18 protein-coding genes are annotated in these 18861 nt (G+C 66.3%); 7 read left to right on the top strand and 11 right to left on the bottom strand.

Translation table 11 applies throughout. The features are described 5' to 3' along the window. The first annotated feature begins 107 nt into the window (after positions 1-107). On the top strand, positions 108-947 hold the full coding sequence (locus LC039_RS04575) for a universal stress protein (RefSeq protein WP_226621885.1): 840 nt from the start codon (positions 108-110) through the stop codon (positions 945-947). Between the two features lie 218 nt (positions 948-1165). Then, entirely contained in the window at positions 1166-1480 is a 315-nt protein-coding gene (locus LC039_RS04570; protein WP_226621884.1) for an SH3 domain-containing protein, read from the top strand. 24 nt (positions 1481-1504) lie between these two features. On the opposite strand, the gene LC039_RS04565 is transcribed toward LC039_RS04570, so the two are convergent. Continuing rightward, positions 1505-1960, bottom strand: a complete 456-nt coding sequence (locus LC039_RS04565; protein WP_226621883.1) for a MarR family winged helix-turn-helix transcriptional regulator — start codon at positions 1958-1960, stop codon at positions 1505-1507. 71 nt (positions 1961-2031) lie between these two features. Here LC039_RS04565 and LC039_RS04560 point away from each other — a divergent pair, with 71 nt between their 5' ends. Continuing rightward, entirely contained in the window at positions 2032-2382 is a 351-nt protein-coding gene (locus tag LC039_RS04560; protein WP_226621882.1) for a DUF1428 domain-containing protein, read from the top strand. 30 nt (positions 2383-2412) lie between these two features. Here the strand turns inward: LC039_RS04560 and fnrL are convergent, their stop codons facing one another. Then, the gene (gene fnrL / locus LC039_RS04555; RefSeq protein WP_226621881.1) at positions 2413-3159 is read right to left on the bottom strand and encodes a transcriptional regulator FnrL; all 747 of its coding nucleotides are present in this window, start codon (positions 3157-3159) and stop codon (positions 2413-2415) included. A 64-nt stretch (positions 3160-3223) separates the two neighbouring features. Here fnrL and hemN point away from each other — a divergent pair, with 64 nt between their 5' ends. Then, a complete protein-coding gene (gene hemN / locus LC039_RS04550) occupies positions 3224-4579 on the top strand; it encodes an oxygen-independent coproporphyrinogen III oxidase (protein ID WP_226621880.1) in 1356 nt (451 codons plus the stop codon). A 229-nt stretch (positions 4580-4808) separates the two neighbouring features. Here hemN and LC039_RS04545 read toward each other — a convergent pair whose 3' ends face one another. From LC039_RS04545 to LC039_RS04525, 5 genes are all read right to left on the bottom strand, one after another. Next, positions 4809-6404 (bottom strand): ABC transporter ATP-binding protein, encoded by a 1596-nt coding sequence (locus LC039_RS04545; protein WP_226621879.1) that lies wholly within the window; start codon positions 6402-6404, stop codon positions 4809-4811. After that, positions 6401-7606, bottom strand: a complete 1206-nt coding sequence (locus LC039_RS04540; protein WP_226621878.1) for an ABC transporter permease — start codon at positions 7604-7606, stop codon at positions 6401-6403. The genes LC039_RS04545 and LC039_RS04540 overlap by 4 nt, the downstream gene beginning before the upstream one ends. Position 7607: 1 nt before the next feature. Continuing rightward, positions 7608-8723 carry a microcin C ABC transporter permease YejB gene (locus tag LC039_RS04535; RefSeq protein WP_226621877.1) on the bottom strand — a complete coding sequence of 372 codons (1116 nt, stop codon included), beginning with the start codon at positions 8721-8723 and terminating at the stop codon, positions 7608-7610. Position 8724: 1 nt separating this feature from the next. After that, the gene (locus LC039_RS04530) at positions 8725-10701 is read right to left on the bottom strand and encodes an extracellular solute-binding protein (protein WP_226621876.1); all 1977 of its coding nucleotides are present in this window, start codon (positions 10699-10701) and stop codon (positions 8725-8727) included. Positions 10702-11013: 312 nt separating this feature from the next. Next, positions 11014-11526, bottom strand: coding sequence for a c-type cytochrome (locus tag LC039_RS04525; protein ID WP_226621875.1), 513 nt, complete (start codon positions 11524-11526; stop codon positions 11014-11016). A gap of 144 nt (positions 11527-11670) precedes the next feature. On the opposite strand from LC039_RS04525, the gene LC039_RS04520 reads away from it, so the two are divergent. Both LC039_RS04520 and LC039_RS04515 read left to right on the top strand, forming a co-directional pair. Then, the gene (locus LC039_RS04520; RefSeq protein ID WP_226621874.1) at positions 11671-12504 is read left to right on the top strand and encodes a prephenate dehydratase; all 834 of its coding nucleotides are present in this window, start codon (positions 11671-11673) and stop codon (positions 12502-12504) included. A gap of 20 nt (positions 12505-12524) precedes the next feature. Then, a complete protein-coding gene (locus LC039_RS04515) occupies positions 12525-13031 on the top strand; it encodes a hypothetical protein (protein ID WP_226621873.1) in 507 nt (168 codons plus the stop codon). Between the two features lie 106 nt (positions 13032-13137). Here LC039_RS04515 and LC039_RS04510 read toward each other — a convergent pair whose 3' ends face one another. From LC039_RS04510 to LC039_RS04500, 3 genes are read right to left on the bottom strand one after another with little or no spacing between them, the layout of a single operon-like run. After that, positions 13138-13887, bottom strand: coding sequence for a TadE/TadG family type IV pilus assembly protein (locus LC039_RS04510; protein WP_226621872.1), 750 nt, complete (start codon positions 13885-13887; stop codon positions 13138-13140). A gap of 11 nt (positions 13888-13898) precedes the next feature. Further along, positions 13899-14435 (bottom strand): TadE/TadG family type IV pilus assembly protein, encoded by a 537-nt coding sequence (locus LC039_RS04505; RefSeq protein ID WP_226621871.1) that lies wholly within the window; start codon positions 14433-14435, stop codon positions 13899-13901. Continuing rightward, positions 14432-15757: a TadE/TadG family type IV pilus assembly protein gene (locus tag LC039_RS04500; RefSeq protein ID WP_226621870.1), complete on the bottom strand. Its 1326-nt coding sequence runs from the start codon at positions 15755-15757 to the stop codon at positions 14432-14434. The genes LC039_RS04505 and LC039_RS04500 overlap by 4 nt, the downstream gene beginning before the upstream one ends. A 461-nt stretch (positions 15758-16218) precedes the next feature. Between LC039_RS04500 and LC039_RS04495 the strand changes: the two genes are divergently transcribed. Next, positions 16219-17655: a Glu/Leu/Phe/Val family dehydrogenase gene (locus LC039_RS04495; protein WP_226621869.1), complete on the top strand. Its 1437-nt coding sequence runs from the start codon at positions 16219-16221 to the stop codon at positions 17653-17655. A gap of 96 nt (positions 17656-17751) precedes the next feature. Here the strand turns inward: LC039_RS04495 and ribD are convergent, their stop codons facing one another. Further along, positions 17752-18840 (bottom strand): bifunctional diaminohydroxyphosphoribosylaminopyrimidine deaminase/5-amino-6-(5-phosphoribosylamino)uracil reductase RibD, encoded by a 1089-nt coding sequence (ribD, locus tag LC039_RS04490; RefSeq protein WP_413463809.1) that lies wholly within the window; start codon positions 18838-18840, stop codon positions 17752-17754. Positions 18841-18861: the final 21 nt, after the last annotated feature.

Below are 18861 nucleotides of genomic sequence, written 5' to 3'. Positions count from 1 at the left end.
AATCAAGGCTTTGGCTCCGAAGTCTTGCGTTAAGTCATTCTAAGGGTTGCCCTTCGGGCGTAGAGTGCCGGTGTCGGGCCCTCCCGGACAATACCATGGAGAGTGCAATGGGCTACAAATCAATACTCACGGTCGTCACCGATGAAGCCTTCCTCGGGTCGACCATAGATCACGCTGCCGCCGTCGCCGCGTGCTGGGATGCCCATCTCGATGTTCTGGGCTTCGGCGTCGACCGCACCCAAACCGGCTATTACTACGCCGGTGCGGATGCGATCATTCTGCAGGAAACGCTCGACCGCGCCTCCAAGGACGCCAGCGCGCTGGCCGCCGCGGCCAAGGACCGGCTGAACCGCTTCGAGCTGCGCTGGTCGGTCGAGGAGGGCGTTGCCCAGCTCGCCGACATCGGGCGCCACGTCGCCGGACGGGCGCGCTTTGCCGACATGGTCGTGCTGCCCAAGCCCTACGGGCCTGACCGCGGCGTCGAGCTCGAGCCGGTGGTCGAGGGCGCGCTCTTCGAGGGGCAGGCGCCGGTGCTGGTGGTGCCCCGCGCCTCCGATCCGTCGAGCAAGCCCAAGCGGGTCGTTCTGGGCTGGAACGAGAGCGCCGAGGCGCTGCGCTCGGTGCGCGCCGCCATGCCGATCCTCAAGGAGGCCGAGGCGGTGCACGTGGTGGTGATCGACCCGCCGCAGCACGGGCCGAACCGCTCCGACCCCGGAGGCATGCTGTCGCAATACCTGGCGCGCCACGGCGTCAGCGCCGAGATCGACGTGCTGACCAAGACCATGCCGCGCATCTCCGACATCCTGAACCGCCACGTGAAGGACGTCGACGGCGACATGATCATCATGGGAGCTTATGGCCATTCCCGCTTCCGCGAGGCGATCCTCGGGGGCGCCACGCGCAACATGCTGGAATTGGCCGAGGTACCGGTTTTTCTCGCGCATTGAGGCTTGGGAGAAGAGGCTTCTGCCGAGAGACCGGAGAGGCGGCGCAAGCCGTCCGAGGGCGGGCCCGAGGGCCCGCCTTTGCCATGTCCGGGGCAGGGGTTGCGCCGGCAGCGCACGCGGCGGGCGCAACGGTCCGGGTCGGGCAGCGGCGGTTCCTTTCGCGCGTCCGAGCAGGTAGATTTGGCCAGAGGCCAAAAAAGAACGAGCAGGAGATTCACATGCGCGCATCCATCGGGACCGTGCTGACACGCGGCGCGGCAGCGCTCGCCCTTGCGGCAACACTGGGCGGATGTGCCGCCAATTCCGGCTGGGGGGACCGCTACGAGGTCTATGGCGTCGAAGAGGGCGACATGCTCAAGATGCGCGGCGGGCCGGGCACCGGCTTCGACGTGATCATCGGCCTGCCGAACGGCACCGTCCTGCGGGTCTACGATTGCACCCAGACCGGCGGCACCCGCTGGTGCGAAGCCGCCCTCGACCGCGCGCCGGAGACGCGGGGCTACGTGTCCTGGGCCTACCTGCGCGAGCGCTGACGGGGCGTCCCCGCGGGGACGGGCTCAGAGCTCTCCGAGCGCCATCAGCGCGGCCTTGAGCGTCTCGAGGTCCAGATCGCCAAGCGCCGCGTCCACCGCATCGTGCTCGCGGCGCCAGATCGGCAGCGCCGCCCGCAGGACGTCGTGTCCCCGCGGGGACAGCCGCAGGCGCCGGCCGCGCTTGTCCTCGGCGTCGGCGCTGCTCTCGACCAGCCCGCGCCGTTCCAGCACCTTCAGCGCCGCGGTCAGCGTGGTGCGGTCCATGGCGAGGAAGGGCGCGAGATCGGAGATGCGCGGCGGCTCGGGCCGGTTCAGCGACATCAGGATCGAGAACTGCCCGTTGGTCAGCCCCACGGGTTTCAGCGCCACGTCGAAGCGCCGTCCCAGCGCCCGCGCCGCTCGCTGCGCGCGGAAGCACAGGCAGCGGTCGCGCACTTCGAGGGTCGTCTCATAGGGCAGGGCAGGCGTCGTCTCGCTCATCGGCTCTCATACATGTTGATATCAACTTAATTATGCCCCTAAGCTGCCGGAGAGCAACAGGGAGATGTCTCATGACACATGTTTGGGGATTTCTGACGCCCGTTCCGCTGGAGAACAAGGCGGCTTACCTCGAGTCGGCCCGCAAGTCCTGGGACTTGTTCAAGGAATACGGCGCGCTGTCGATGCACGAGTGCTGGGAGGCCGAGGTGCCCGACGGCAAGGTGACCTCTTTTCCCATGGCGGTGAAGCGGCAGGAGGGCGAGGCGGTGGTGTTCAGCTGGATGATCTGGCCCGACAAGGAGACCGCCGACCGCTGCGGCGCCTCCTTCGAGACCGATGACCGCTGGAAGGAGATGATGGACATGCCCTTCGACGGCAAGCGGATGATCTACGGCGGGTTCGAGCCGATCTTCGAGGCCTGAACGGATGCGCCCAAGCCTCGGTGCGGGCGGTCAGGCGAAGACGCCGCCGTCCGCATCGTCGCCGGCCTCTTCGAGCAGGCGGCCCATGTCGGGAATCGTGACGTGGCGCTTGCCTTCCAGCTCGATCACCCCTTCCTTGCGCAGGGCCGAGACTTGGCGGCTCACCGTCTCCAGCGTCAGCCCGAGGTAGTCGGCCATTGCCTCGCGGGTCAGCGGCAGATCGAAGGTCAGCCGGTCGCCCACGTCGCGCATGTTGATCGAGGCATCGCGGCGGGCAATGATCGACAGCAGCGAGGCGATCTTCTCGCGCGCGGTCTTGCGGCCGAGCACCAGCATCCATTCGCGCGCGGCATCGAGCTCGTCGAGCGTCATCTCCAGCAGGCGCTGCGCGATATGCGGTGTGCGCACCATCATCTCTTCGAAGGGCGTCTTGCGGAAGCAGCACATCACGAGGTCGGTGGTCGCAACCACGTCATAGGCCGCCGAGGGGCGCCCCGGACGCCCGACGAAATCCGACGGCAGCAGCAGGCCGACCATCTGCGTGCGCCCGTCTTCCATGGTCTGGGTCAGCGTGGCGATGCCCGAGACCACCGAGCCGACAAATTCCATCCGGTCGCCGGACCAGATCACCGTCTGACCGGCCTCGAACTTGCGGTAGTACTTGATCTCTTCCAGCCGCTCGAGCTCATCCGACTCGCAGCGCGCGCAGACGGCGCGATGGCGAATCGGACATTCGTTGCAATCTTGCGAAACCGAAAGGCTCTTTTCGTTCAGCATTGCGCTTCCAAATCTTGATCTGCGTCAAAGTCTTGTCGCGGAAATTTTTCGTAAGCGTACGCGTATGATTACGCGAACACAACTCTCCCGACTCGGCCTGTTCGACGCCAAGGTCCCGCGTTACACGAGCTATCCTACGGCCCCGCATTTCTCCGGCGACGTCACGCCCGGCGATTTCGCGCGCTGGATCGAAGCGGTGCCTGAAAATGGCACGGTCTCGCTCTACCTGCACGTGCCTTTCTGTCGCAGGCTGTGCTGGTTCTGCGCCTGCCGTACCCAGGGCACCGCGACGCTGGGTCCGGTAGAAAGCTACGTCGAGACGCTCAAAGCCGAATTGGAACTGCTCAAGCGGCACCTGCCGCGCGGGGTGAAACTGTCGCGGCTGCACTGGGGCGGCGGCACGCCGACGCTGCTCTCGCCCGATCTGATGAAGGCGCTGATCGACAAGATCGCCGAGGTCGCGGACTTCGCGCCGAACGCCGAGTTCTCGGTCGAGATCGACCCCAACGAGATCGACGCCGAACGGCTAGACGTGCTGGCCGCGGGCGGCATGAACCGCGCCTCGATCGGGGTGCAGGACTTCGACGCCGAGATCCAGAAGACCATCGGCCGAGAGCAGAGCTACGAGGTGACCCGCAAGGCGATCGAGATGATCCGCGCGCGCGGCATCGCCAGCCTCAACGCCGACATCCTCTACGGCCTGCCGCACCAGTCCAAGGCGCGGATCACCGAGTCGGTACAGAAGCTGCTGTCGCTGGCGCCGGACCGGGTGGCGCTCTACGGCTACGCCCATGTGCCCTGGATGGCCAAGCGCCAGCAGATGATCCCCTCGGACGCGCTGCCAACGCCGGACGAGCGGCTGGATCTCTTCGACACCGCGCGGCAGCTCTTTACCTGGGACGGCTACGCCGAGATCGGTATCGACCATTTCGCCGTGCCCGATGACGGGCTGGCCGTCGCGCAGAAGACCGGCCGGCTGCGGCGCAATTTCCAGGGCTATACCGATGACACTTCCGAGGTGCTGATCGGGGTGGGGGCTTCGTCGATCTCGCGCTTCCCGCAGGGCTTTGCGCAGAACGCGCCGGCGACCTCGGCGCATGTTTCGGCGATCCGCGAGGGGCGGTTCTCGACCGCGCGCGGACACACCTTCCATGGCGAGGACCGCTTGCGGTCGCGGATGATCGAGATGCTGATGTGCGATTTCCGCATCCGCTCGGACGAACTGATGCGGGACTACGGGGCGAGCGAGGGCATGCTCGAGGGGATGTACCGCGCGGCCAACGCGCGTTTTGACGGGCTGCTGGAGATCACCGAGGACGGGCTGTTCATCCCCCTGGGCGCCCGGCCGCTGACCCGCATGGTGGCGCGCAGCTTCGACGCCTACGAGCTGTCGAAGGCCGGGCACAGCTCGGCGATCTGAGTTCGGGCAGAGGGCCGCCTAGTCCGGAAACAAGGCGAAGCCCCGGGCGGGCGGTCGTTCATCGGTGCGCCATCGGTTCAACCCCGATGGACGACGCCGTTCCGGCGGGCTGGCGCTTTCCGACTTCGCGAAACGGGATGGGGTCGTCCGGGTTTGGCCGGGATAGAGCGTGGCTCTCTTGGGTCGCGGCGCCAGCCCTCGGGCAGGCGCTCGCCCGGCTCACGTCGCGCTATCCCGCCAGCTCGAAGGCCGCGTTGAACAGCTTTTGCGTGTAGTCGGTCTTGGGCGCGGTGAAGATCTCCTGCGCGTCGCCCATCTCGACCACGTCGCCCTGCTTCATCACGATCACCTTGTGGCTCATCGCGCGCACCACCTTCAGGTCGTGGCTGATGAAGAGGTAGGCGAGATCGTACTTGCGCTGCAGCTCGCGCAGCAGCTCGACGATCTGTACCTGCACCGTCATGTCGAGCGCCGATGTCGGCTCGTCCAGCACCACCAGCTTGGGCCGCAGCACCATGGCGCGGGCGATGGCGATGCGCTGGCGCTGGCCGCCGGAGAATTCATGCGGGTAGCGGTGCATGGTGGCCGGGTCGAGCCCGACCTCGGCCATGATCGCCGCCACCACCTCTTTCGCGGGCCGCCCGTCGGGAGAGCCGTGCACGCCCAGACCCTCGGCGATGATCTGTTCGCAGGTCATCCGCGGGCTGAGCGAGCCGAAGGGATCCTGGAAGACGATCTGCATCTCCGAGCGCAGCTTGCGAAGCTGCCGGGTCGAGAGGTCGCGCACGTCGCGCCCGTCGAAGGTGATGCCGCCCTGCGACTGGATCAGCCGCATGATCGCCAGCGCCAGCGTGGTCTTGCCAGAGCCGGATTCGCCGACGATGCCCATGGTCTCGCCCGCGCGCACCGAGAAGGACGCGTCGTTGACCGCCTTCACGTAGCCCACGGTCTTTTTCAGAAAGCCCTTCTGGATCGGGAACCAGATCTTCAGGTTGTCGGCCCGTGCCACCTCTTTCGCGCCCACCTCGACGGGGCGGGGGGTGCCGGTGCTCTCGGCCGAGATCAGTTTCAGCGTGTAGGGGTGCTGTGGGTTGGCGAAGAGCGCGGCGGTGGGGCCGTGCTCGACGATCTCGCCATCCTTCATCACGCAGACCCGGTCGGCGAACTTGCGCACGATATTGAGGTCATGGGTGATGAACAGCAGGCTCATGTTTTCCGCCTGCTTGAGGTCCGCCAGCAGCTCGAGGATCTGCGCCTGGATGGTCACGTCGAGCGCCGTGGTCGGCTCGTCGGCGATCAGCAGCTCGGGCCCGTTGGCCAGCGCCATGGCGATCATCACCCGCTGCCGCTGCCCGCCCGAGAGCTGGTGCGGGTAGGCGGAAAGCCGGCTTTCGGGGTCGCGGATGCCGACCTTGTTGAGCAGGTCGAGGATGCGCGCGCGGGCCTTGTCGCCGGTCAGGCCCTGGTGCAGCGCGAGGCTTTCTCCGAGCTGTTTTTCCAACGTGTGCAGCGGGTTGAGCGAGGTCATCGGCTCCTGGAAGATGAAGCTGATGTCGTTGCCGCGCACCTTGCGCAGCCGCTGGAGGTCGGCGCCGATCATCTCCTGATCGTTGTAGCGCACCGAGCCTTCGACATGCGCCGCGTCGCCGAGCAGCGAAACGGTCGACAGCGCGGTGACCGATTTGCCCGACCCTGACTCGCCGACCAGCGCCACGGTCTCGCCGCGCGGGATGTCGAAGCTGACGCCCTTCACCGCAAGGCTGCTCTTGCCGTCCTGCGTGAAGCTGACCTTCAGGTCGCGGACCTCGAGGATATTGTCGCTCATGAGAAGGTCTTTCTGGGGTCGAACGCGTCGCGCACGCCTTCGAAGATGAAGACCAGCAGCGACAGCATCAGGGCGAAGACGGTGAAGGCGGTGAAGGCCAGCCAGGGCGCCTGCAGGTTCTGCTTGGCCTGCAGTGTCAGCTCGCCCAGCGAGGGCGCCGAGGAGGGCAGGCCGAAGCCGAGGAAGTCGAGGCCCGCGAGGGTGCTGATCGTGCCCGTCACGATGAAGGGCAGCATGGTCAGCGTGGCGACCATGGCGTTGGGCAGCATGTGGCGGAACATGATGGTCCAGTTGCTGACGCCGAGCGCCTTGGCGGCGCGCACGTACTCGAGGTTGCGCGCGCGCAGGAACTCGGCGCGCACCACGCCCACCAGCGCGGTCCATCCGAAGAGCACCGTCAGGAACACCAGCAGCCAGAAACTTCGGCCCAGGATCGCGAAGAGGATGATGATCACGTAGAGCGACGGGGTGGCCGACCAGATCTCGATCAACCGCTGGAAGATCAGGTCCAGCCAGCCGCCGAAGAACCCCTGCAGCGCGCCCGCGACGACGCCGATGATCGACGACACCACGGTGACCACCAGCGTGAAGAGGATCGACAGGCGGAAGCCGTAGATCACCCGCGCCAGCACGTCGCGCTTGGTGTCGTCGGTGCCCAGCAGGTTCTGCCCGTTCGGGGGCAGGGGCGCGGCGCCGGGACGGTCGACGGGGGTGTTGAAGCTATAGGGAATCGGCGGCCAGATGGTCCAACCCTTGGCGAAATCGCCCTCGGGGGTGCCGCCATTGTCCACCGTCTCGATCAGCCCCTCGGGGTCGTCGAAACACTCTTCCAGCCCGCCGGTGCGGATCAGGCACTGCACCTCGGGGTCGCGGTAGGCGGCCTCGGTGCGGAAGTCGCCGCCAAAGGCGGTCTCCGGGTAGAAGTTGAAGATCGGCATCCGCAGCTCGCCGCGGTAGCTGACGAGGATCGGTTTGTCGTTGGCGATGAATTCGGCGAAGAGCGACAGGCCGAAGAGCAGCAGGAAGATCCACAGCGACCAGAAGGCGCGGCGGTTGCGCTTGAAGTTGCGCCAGCGCCGCTGGTTCAGCGGCGACAGGGCGAAGCGGCCGGGTTTCGGCTGCGGCGCCACCGGCGCGGCGGGTTCGGGCTGCGGGCGGATGCCCTCGGCGTCGGGCAGGCGGGGATCGGGCTCGTAGCTCATCTCAGCCCTCCCGCTTCTCGAAGTCGATGCGCGGATCGACCAGAACGTACATCATGTCCGAGATGATCCCGACGACGAGGCCGATGAGGCCGAAGATGAAGAGGGTGCCGAAGATCACCGGGTAATCGCGCGCCACCGCCGCCTCGAAGCCGAGCCGCCCGAGACCGTCGAGCGAGAAGATCGTCTCGATGATCAGGCTCCCCGAGAAGAAGACGCCGATGAACACCGCCGGGAACCCGGCGATGACGATCAGCATCGCGTTGCGGAAGACGTGGCCGTAGAGCACCTTGCTTTCGCTCAGACCCTTGGCGCGGGCGGTCATCACGTAGTGCTTCTTGATCTCGTCGAGGAAGGAGTTCTTGGTCAGCAGCGTCAGCGTTGCGAAGGCCGAGATCGTCGAGGCGATTACCGGCAGGGCGATGTGCCAGAAGTAGTCGGCGATCCGCATCGGCCAGCTCAGCGCCTCCCAGTTGTCGGAGGTCAGCCCGCGCAGCGGGAAGATCTGCCAGAACGAACCCCCGGCGAAGAGCACCAGCAGCAGGATCGCGAAGAGGAAGCCGGGGATGGCATAGGCGACGATAATCACGCCCGAGGTCCAGGTGTCGAAGCTGGACCCGTCCTTCACCGCCTTGCGGATGCCCAGGGGGATCGAGACGATATAGGCGATGATGGTCGACCACAGGCCGAGCGAGATCGACACCGGCATCTTCTCCAGCACGAGGTCGATCACCGAGATCGAGCGGAAGTAGCTCTCGCCGAAGTCGAGCCGCATGTAGTTCCACATCATGCCGAGAAAGCGCTCGAGCGGCGGCTTGTCGAAGCCGAACTCCTTCTCGAGGCTTTCGATGAACTCGGGCGGCAAGCCGCGGGCGCCGACGTATTTCTCGTTCGCGCCGCCGCCCATGCCGGCCCCGACCTCGTTCATCCCGGCGCCGGGGGCGTTGCCGCCGCTGCCGCCGGAGAAGCCGCCGAAGACGTCTCCCTGGCCCTCGATCTGGGCGATGATCTGTTCGATGGGACCGCCGGGCACGAATTGCACCAGCGCGAAGTTGATGATCATGATCCCCACCAGCGTGGGGATGATGAGCAGCAGTCTGCGGAGAATGTAGGCTCCCATATTACTTCAGCACGCCGGCCTCTTTGAGGGCCTTCTCCTTGTCGGGGTTCACCCACCACAGGCTGAGGTAGCCCAGATCGTAGGGCGGAATGGTCTCGGGGTGTTCGTACATGTCGTAATAGGCGACCCAGTAGTCTGCGATATAGCCGTCGGGGACGATGAAGAACTCGTAGCGCAGCGCGCGGTCGAGCGCCATCAGCGCCACGTCGGTTTCGTCCTGGCTGGTGGCCTCGAAGCTGGCGGCGATGATCGCGTCGACCAGCGGGCTGGCCAGCCCCGCGGGGTTGAACAGCGAGAACTCGGCTTCGCGCGAGCCGTACATCTGGCTGAGCCCGCCGCCGGTGGACAGGAAGGCGCCGTAGCGGCTGGAGTAGATCATGTCGTAGTCGCGTTCGCGCTGGCGCAGCGTGTATTGCGACGGGTCGACCTTCTCGTAGCTGGCATCGACGCCGAGGGCGCGCAGGTTCTGGACGTAGGTCTCGTGCATCGACTCGACGCTGGCCTCGATGTTGCTGGGGATGATCATGCGCAGCTTGAGCGTTTCGCCCGCGTCGTTGCGCGCCAGCCCGTCGTCGCCCACGGTCCAGCCCGCCTCCTGCAGCAGCGCGCCGGCGGCGCGGCGGGTGCGGCGGCTGATCAGCTCGGCCGGGTCGCTCTCGTGCATGGTCCAGACATCGGTGGTGTAGAGGTCTTCCGGCACCGCGTCGCCCAGCGACTGCAGGAACGCCAGCTCGGCGCCCTCGGGCATGCCCTTGGCCTCGATCGGCGTGCCCTCGACGAAGGAGCTGCGCGGGCTGTAGAGCCCGTAGCGCAGGCTCTCGTTGCTCCATTCGAAGTTGAAGGCGAGGGCAATCGCCTCGCGCACCTTCTTGTCCTGAAGCTGCGGCTTGGCGAGGTTGAACACGAAGCCGGTGGGGTTGGGCGGGCTGCCGTCGGCGATCTCTTCCTTCTTCACCGTGCCCTGCTGGATGCGCGGGAAGTCGTAGGAGGTGGCCCAGAGCTTGGGATCGCTCTCGATGCGGAAGGTATATTCGCCGGCCTTGAACGCCTCGAAAGACGCGGTCTGGTCGGCGAAATACTCGACGCGGATGGTGCCGTAGTTGTGCCGCCCCTTGTTGAAGGGAATGTCCTTGCCCCAGTAATCGTCGCGCAGCTTGTAGACGATGCGGCGGTTCACCTCGTAGCTGTCGAGCTTGTAGGGGCCCGAGCCGACGGCCACCTCCATGCGCGGCTCGTCGAGGCGGCGGTTCTCGGGGTCTTCCTCGAACCAGGCCTTCTTGAAGACCGGCGTGGCGCCCACGGTCTCGATGCGCGAGCGCTTGGTGAGCTCGGTGTTGAAGGTGAACTTCACGGTGCGCTCGTCGAGCGCCTCGGCGCCGGTCACCATCTCGCCGACGGCGGCAGCATAGGAGGGCAGGCCCTGGGTGATGAAAAGCTTGTGCGAATAGACCACGTCCTCGGCGGTCACCGGGGTGCCGTCCCAGAAGGTCGCCTCGGCGCGGATGTGGAAGATCACCCAGGACTTGTCCTCGGGGTATTCCAGGCTGTCGGCGATGATGCCGTAGTACTGGCCGACGGAATCCTCGGTGCTCTCGATCAGGCTGTCGTATTGCAGCGTGGTCAGCGCCCCGGCGCGGCCCTTGCGGGAATAGGGGTTCATGCTGTCGAAGGTGCCCGAGGCACCGAGCACGATCTCGCCGCCCTTCGGCGCGTCGGGATTCGCGAAGTCGAAGTGGTCGTAATCGGCAGGATAGTCGAGCTCGCCGAAGTAGGAATAGCCGTGCGAGGTGATGATCTTGTCTTCCGTCGCCTCGGTCGAGACCTCGGTCTCGGCTTCCTGGGCCCAGCCGGTCGGCGCGGCGAAGGCAAGTCCCAGCGCGGTCAGCGCGCCGAGGAAGGGGCGCCGGGCAATCAGTTGCCGGGCAATCGGATCGAGGCTGCGAGTGGCGGCCGCGGCAGGGCGCGTCGTCCGGATCATGTGGTCTCCCCTTCGGTTGTCGGCTTGGGCTCTGCCGTTTGATCTAAGCTAAGGTCCCGCCGTGACGACATTCAAGCCGAACTTGCTGGAGATTGCGTGAGCGCTCGCGATTTCGGCGCGAGGGCGCCTGCCGGGGCACGGTGCCGTGAGGGTACAGCCCTGTGCCTAGAGGAAAATACCCCAGGGGGTGGAGCCCCGCGATTGCCGGATGCCGCGCCTGTGGCTTCAAAGGGCTGCGCGCAAAGAAAAAGGCCACAAAGAAAAAGGCCATGGCGCGGGGCCATGGCCTTTGGAAACCTCTGCGTGCTGCGATCAGCCGCCCAGCGAGTCCAGGTAGGCGATCAGGTTCACGCGGTCCTCTGCCTTCTTCAGGCCGGCGAAGGACATCGCGGTACCGGGCGCCACGCCCTTGGGGTCCTCGAGGAAGTGGAACAGGTTCTCGGGGGTCCAGACCTCGCCGACCTGCTCGAGCGCGCCGGAGTAGCTGAAGCCGTCCACCGCGTCGATCTCGCGCCCGACGACGCCGTCGAGGTGCGGGCCGGTGGCGTTGGAGCCGTCGATCTTGTGGCAGGCGCGGCACTTGCCGAAGACCTTCTCGCCCTTGCCGGCATCGGCCGAGGCCATTAGCGTCTCGAAGTCCATGGCTTCTTCTTCGCCGCCACCGCTGCCGCTGTCGTCCACCTCGATCACGTAGGAGGCGACGTCCTCGCCGTGGCTGCCGCCGACATGGTAGAGCCCTTCGCCGACCCAGCCGCCAAGCAGGTAGATCAGAAAGGCGCCGCAGACGCCGCCGACAATCTTCGTCAAGGTCATGGTATCAAACATGTGTCGCGTGTCCTCCCCAGGTCGGGCGTCGAAAGATAACCGTCGCTCAGTGGTCTACGGCTTCCCTTGACCTCTGGCAAGGTATACTAGCCGCGACCAAATGCCCACAAGGCTCAAGTGTTTCCAAAACGACGCGAGACTGACATGACCAACCGCATTGCCTTCCAGGGAGAGCTTGGCGCCTATTCGCACCAGGCCTGCCGTGACGCCCGTCCGGACATGGAGGCCCTGCCGTGCCGCACGTTTGAGGACGCGATCGAGGCGGTGAAGAGCGGCGAGGCGGAGCTCGCGATGCTGCCGGTCGAGAACTCCACCTACGGGCGGGTCGCGGACATTCACTCGCTGCTGCCGCACTCGGGGCTGCACATCATCGGCGAAGCCTTCGTCCGGGTGCATATCAACCTGCTGGCGCTGCCCGGCGTGCCGCTCGAGAAGATCGAGCAGGCTATGACCCACACGGTGCTGCTGGGCCAGTGCCGCAAGTTCCTGAGCGAGCACGGGATCAAACGGCTCACCGGCGCGGACACCGCCGGATCGGCGCGGCAGGTGGCCGAGATGGGCAAGCCCGAGATCGCGGCGCTGGCCTCGGAACTGGCGGGCGAGATCTACGGGCTCGACGTGCTGGCACGCCACATCGAGGACCAGGGCAACAACACCACCCGCTTCCTCGTGATGTCGCCGCAGGCGAATCATGAACGCCGCGGCGAGCACGGCATGATGACCACCTTCGTGTTCCAGGTGCGCAACATCCCCGCCGCGCTCTACAAGGCGATGGGCGGTTTCGCCACCAATGGCGTCAACATGACCAAGCTGGAAAGCTACATGGTCGGCGGCTCCTTCACCGCGACGCAGTTCTACGCCGACATCGAGGGCCACCCCGAGGATCCGGCGGTGAAGCGCGCGCTGGAGGAACTCGATTACTTCACCGAATATCTCGAGATCCTCGGGGTCTATCCGCGCGATCCGCGCCGCGACTGATCCGGGGCAGGGGAGGAACCATGGACGACATGACGGACGACAAGATTCTGGCCCGCGCCTCGGCGATCGGGCCGCGGCGGGTGATCGGCGTCGGCACGATGGGCGGGCTCGGCCTGCTGCTGCTCTGGCTGGCGGTGATGCAGCCGCCGGCGAACCCGCTGTGGCTGGTGTTCCTGATCGTGCTGGGCGTGGCGGCGCTCTGGGTGGCGCAGCACATGTGGCGGGTCACCGCGCGCGAGCTGGTGCTCACCGAAGAGGCGCTGACCGACAGCTCGGGCGCGGTGATCGCCCGCATGGCCGACGTGGTGAAGGTGGACCGCGGCGCCTTTGCGCTGAAACCCTCGAACGGCTTTGCGCTGATGCTCAGCGAGCCGGGGCCGCGGGCCTGGCATCCGGGGCTGTGGTGGCGGACCGGGCGCCGCGTCGCCGTCGGCGGGGTGACCGCCGCGCGCGACACCAAGCCGATGGCCGACATCATTTCTGTGCTCGTCATGCGCCGCAACGGGGACCTGCCGCCGGAGGAGTGATCCACTTCCAGCCGGCGTGGACCCGCGCGCTTGGGGCGAGATGCGAAAAGGGCCGCAGCGATGCTGCGGCCCTTTGTCTTGTGCGGGATCGTGCCGGGGCGAAGGCTTACCAGCCGCCGTTGCCGCTCGGCTCGTTGTTGTAGGAGCCGTCGCTGTTGTCGCAGTCCGTGGCGTTCTCGGCGTTGTTGTTGCACAGGGAGTTGCCTGCAGCGTCCTGGTCGCCGTTGCCCCAGCCGTTGTTGCCGTTCTTGTCGTCGTACAGAAGTTGCGGCGCATAGCGCGGCTGGGTGAAGCTGTATGCCTTGATCGGGAAGGCATCGAGGCCGACGCGGAACAGCGGATAGTAGTCGTCCCAGGTCTCCACCAGGATCACCTGCGTGCCGTCGGCCATGATCGGCAGGCGATCGCGCATGTCGGTGAGATCATTGTCGGCCAGCTCGTCGGGATCGCCCCGCACCACGGACCATTCGACCTGGTACTTGTCCTGCTTCTCCTTGTAGCTGACCACGGTGATCCGCAGGTCGGTGCGGTAGAGATCGCCGTCCGAGAAGCCAGGCGAGGTCTCCTCGTCGTAGACCTCTTCACCGGTGCGGGTGAACAGCTTGAGCAGCTTGTAGGCATTGTCGATGTAGGTGTCGTCGATCTCGTCGGTTTCGCGCGAGAGCGCGTCACCGATCACGTAGTTGGCCTTCTGGTTCACCACGGATTCGCGGAAAACGTCGAAATAGACCCAGCAGCCTGCAAAGATGAGCAGCAGGGCGGGCATGGTGATCATCACCTCCATCGTCACGTTGCCGCGGGTGTCGCGGGCAAAACGCGAGAGGCGCTTGGTCAGGGATTTATTCATCGCGATCATCTCCCCACTCCTTACATCGGCTCATGCACGAAGGCCGAGGTGGCCACGAGTGCGGTGTACCCCTCGTCGTCCTTCGGCATGGATGCGGCCAGGACTCCGGCGGGGGTGATCGGACGATACTTGTAGCAGGCGCGCAGCAGCATGGTCTCGTGCTGGATGCCGTTGACGAAGTTGCGCATCGGGGTCACCGACAGGTTGGTGTCGACGCAATCCGGCGTTGTCTCCGGCTGGACCCAGTCGCGCATGTCGAGGCCGACCATCTCGAGCTGCAGCGTCTCGACGCAGCTTCCCAGGACGGGCGCGCGGTCGCAGATCATCTGCTTGAGATCGTCCGCGGTGAACAGCGTCCCGGTTCCGATCTTCACCTCGCGCACGGTCTCATCGAGCGCGCGGTCGAGGGCGCTCTGGCGCATGGTCGCGGTGCCTGCTTCGACGCTGGCAATGATCAGGCCGACGAAGACCGGGGTCCACATTGCGAAGGGAATGATCATCGAGCCGTCTTCGTCACGGCCGAAACGCCGCAGGGCGGATTTTACAGAACCGATCATTGGGTCAGCCTCAGTTGGTTGAGGGTGTGCGCGATTGTCGAGAAGGCTTCCGAGATCTCCGTGCCGTCGACGCGGAAGAAATGCGACGGCGAGGAAGCGCAGCTTTCCATCACGTCGGCGCCGTGGTCCTGGACCTCGAAGCCGATCGACCAGATGATGATGCCCTTGTCCTTGGCGGCGGTGCAGATGCTGTCGAGCAGCCGGTCGCCGGTGTCGGCGTCGTACTTCTGGTAGTAGAAGTAGCCGCGCTGCCACGAGTAGACGTTGCGGTTCAGCCAGTACCAGAGGTTGTTCTTGCTCCACTGCACATACTCGGATTCCGAGTCGTAGTAGTTCGAGCTGATGCGGAACGACTTGTCGTGCTGGCCGTCGGTCATCAGCACCACGGTCTTCAGCACTTCCTCGTCGTCATAGTCCAGCGGTCGGCCTTCGAAGGCGGAGGACACTTCACCCTCGTCGATCAGGCTGCTGGCGATTTCGCGGGTCGACGGGTCGAGCAGCGCGCTGCCCCACTTCATCCCCAGGAAGATCGAGGTGCCGGCGCGCGGCGTCAGCTTGTTGATCTGTTGCTTCAGGGCGCTGGCGTCCTGGCTGAACGGGGCTATCCGCTCGTAGTCGTAACGCGGGCATACCGTGTCGGTCAGCGTGTTCTTGCCGTCGTAGTTCCACTGGAAGTGCTGCATCTGCTCGTAGGTCATCGACGTGTCGAGCGCGGCGGAGCTGAAGACCGACTCCGGCATCTCGAGGCAATGCGAGTAGCCGTGCTTCCAGTCGACCGAAAGCTTGCTCAGAATGTCGGGGCCGGCGTTGACCTGTTCGGAGTAGGGCACCAGCGAGATCGACACCAGGTCGTCGTTGCCGTCGGCCAGCAGCGTGTCGACGAAGTCGCTGGCGGCGCTCTTGAGGTTGTCCATCTTGCTGTTGTCCGCCATCGACCCCGAGATATCGACGACGAGCGAAACCTCGACCTTGTTGAAGCGCTCGGTGGCCTGGGCGTGGCCGGAGGCGCTGATCGTGTCGATCCCCAGCAACTGCAGGAAGTTCGACGGCATCTGCACGAAACCATCGGCGGTGACGATGCGGTAGTTGAGGCCCTCGTCCACGTCCGACGAGACCAGGGCATCGGACAGCCCCATCTTGGTCATGTAGTCGGTGACGACTTCTTCGGGCTCGAGGGTCTGGTCGAGATCCGCCGCGGCAAGCACCGCGCGGTCAAGCGTGTTCTGGACCTTTGTCCGGTTCAGCTCGGTGACCACCATGTCGACGCCAATGCCGCCGAACACCATCATCACCAGTGAAGAAACAACGGCGAAGTAGGACATGCTGCCCCCTTCGTCGTGGAGGAACGTATCGCAGCCACGCGTCAGCGCCGCCAGCGAGGTCCTGCTCCGGGCGCGGAAATCGCGCCGTTTTGCAGTCTGCTTTTCCATTATCCAGATACCCTTCTTTCGGCCTCTGCTTCCACAGGGCCCGCAAGACTCACCACACTACGGGGGAAACTATCCCGCTCCATGATGGCCAAAATGCGGCTTTTATGACGGCGAAATTGGGACTTACGTGTTTCTGGAGCGGACAATGCGCGCGTGGTTACGGGGGTCGGTTCCAGACTCCGAACAATCCGTTGCGCGGCGGTTAGCAAACGGTTTCGCCGCGCGGGGTTTTCCGTCAGAATTGAGAGGCCGCCGTCCCTCGCTCCTCCGGAAGTTCCGGCGTCGCGGCAGTAGACGGCATTCCGCGCCTCGTCGCGGACCGGCAAGCGTGCGTTTGGTCAGGAGGAGAACCAATGAACGTCTTACCATCCAACGAGCCGACCTTCCGCCAGAGCGTCGACCTGATGTTCAATCGCGCCGTGGCGCTGATGGACCTGCCACCGGGACTGGAAGAGAAGATCCGCGTCTGCAACGCCACCTACACCGTGCGCTTCGGCGTCCGGCTGCGCGGCAAGATCGAGACCTTCACCGGGTACCGCTCGGTGCACTCCGAGCACATGGAGCCGGTCAAGGGCGGCATCCGCTACGCCGCCGCCGTGGACCAGGACGAGGTCGAGGCGCTGGCGGCGCTGATGACCTACAAGTGCGCGCTGGTCGAGGCGCCCTTCGGCGGCTCCAAGGGCGGGCTGCGCATCGACCCGACGCAATACGAGGAACACGAACTCGAACTGATCACCCGGCGTTTCGCCTACGAGCTGTGCAAGCGCGACCTGATCCATCCCAGCCAGAACGTGCCCGCCCCCGACATGGGCACCGGCGAGCGCGAGATGGCCTGGATCGCCGACCAATACGCGCGGATGAACACCACCGACATCAATGCGCGCGCCTGCGTCACCGGCAAGCCGCTCAACGCCGGCGGCATCGCCGGGCGCGTCGAGGCGACGGGGCGCGGCGTGCAATACGCCCTGCGCGAGTTCTTCCGCCACCCCGAGGACGTGGCCAAGGCGCAGCTCTCGGGCGGGCTCGCGGGGAAGCGGGTGATCGTGCAGGGGCTTGGCAACGTCGGCTATCACGCCGCGCGCTTCCTGTCCGAGGAGGACGGCGCGCGGGTCACCGGCATCATCGAACGCGACGGCGCGCTCTTTGACCCCGAGGGGCTCGACGTCGAGGCGGTGAAGGACTGGATGGTGCGCCACGGCGGGCTGGCGGAGTATCCCGACGCCACCCATACCCGCGACGGCGGCGCCGTGCTGACCGAGGACTGCGACATCCTCATCCCCGCCGCGCTCGAGGGGGTGATCAACCTGACCAACGCACACAACGTGCAGGCGAATCTGATCATCGAGGCCGCCAACGGCCCGATCACCGCCGGGGCGGACGACATCCTGAGATCGCGGGGGACGGTCATCATCCCCGACCTCTTCGCCAATGCGGGCGGTGTCACGGTGTCCTATTTCGAATGGGTGAAGAACCTCAGCCACATCCGCTTCGGACGCATGCAGCGGCGGCAGGAGGAGGCCCGGCACCAGCTGGTGGTCGATGAGCTCGAGCGGCTCGACACCGCGCTTGGGGACACCTGGAACCTCGACCCTGCGTTCAAGGCCCGCTACCTGCGCGGCGCCGACGAGCTGGAGCTGGTGCGCTCGGGGCTCGATGACACGATGCGCACCGCCTACCAGTCGATGCGCGAAATCTGGCACGGGCGCGACGATGTCACCGACCTGCGCACGGCGGGGTTCATCGTCGCCATCGACCGGGTGTCGAAGAGCTACAAGGCCAAGGGTCTGTGATCCCCGCGGGCGCGGCCAGCGCCGCGTCCGACGCCTGCCGCGGCGCTGGCTTCGTCTTGGTGCAAATTTCTTCGAGAGGGCTGCGCCCCGACAGCGTCAGCGCAGCCAGCGGTGCATCACGTCGTTGCCGAGCGCCCGCGTCTCGACCAGCCGGAAGCGCGGGGCTTCCGACAGCGCATCGACGCCCATGGCGCCGACGCCGGGCCGTCCCTCGGCGCCAAGCGCGATCCCGGCGGTGAAGCCCACCAGCTCGTCGACCAGGTCGGCGGCCAGCAGCGAGGCGGCGAGCTGCCCGCCGCCCTCGCAGAACACCCGCGTCAGCCCCTGCGCGCCGAGCGCCGAGAGCAGCGCCCCCGGGTCCAGCCGCCCGGCGGTGACGCGGCTTTGGATCAGCGTCGCGCCGCAGCTCTGCCAGGCGCGCCTGGTGGTCGCGGCGGCGTCCGAGCCGTGCACGATCCATACCGGCACCTCGCGCGCCGTCGAGGCGAGGCGGCTCATCAGCGGCACGTCGATCAGCCGCGAGGCGATCACCCGCACCGGCTGGTGCACCTCGCCCCAGCCGCGCACGGTCAGTTCGGGGTCATCGGCGCGCGCGGTGCCCGCGCCGACCATCACCGCGTCATGCGCCGCGCGCAGCCCGTGCACGGCACGGCGCGCCTCGGGGCCGGTGATCCACTTGCTCTCGCCGGTGGCGGTGGCGATGCGCCCGTCGAAACTGTTCGCCAGCTTCAATGTGACCCAGGGGCGGCCTTCCTCGGTCTTGCGGAAGAACCCTGCGTGATCGTGCATCGCCTCTTCGGCAAGCACGCCGGTGGTCACCTCGATGCCGGACTTGCGCAGCATCTCGAAGCCCTGGCCGGAGACCCGCGGATCGCTGTCGGCGATCGGCGCCACGACCCGCGCCACACCCGCCTTGATCAGCGCCGAGGCGCAGGGCGGGGTCTTGCCGGTATGGGCGCAGGGCTCGAGCGTGACATAGGCGGTGGCGCCGCGCGCCTGCGGCCCGGCATCGGCCAGCGCCACGACCTCGGCATGCGGGCGACCGCCGGGCTGGGTCCAGCCACGCCCGACGATGCGGCCGTCCTTGACCAGCACGCAGCCGACGGCGGGGTTGGGCCAGCACTTGCCCATGCCCCGGCGTCCGAGGCGCAGGGCGTGGGCCATGTGGCGGGCATCGTCGGTCACGCGCAGAGGCTCCCTGTTCGC

The sequence above is a fragment of the Alloyangia pacifica genome (assembly GCF_020524285.1).
Taxonomy (GTDB): domain Bacteria; phylum Pseudomonadota; class Alphaproteobacteria; order Rhodobacterales; family Rhodobacteraceae; genus Salipiger; species Salipiger pacificus_B.
This window is presented reverse-complemented; position numbering and strand designations above follow the sequence as displayed.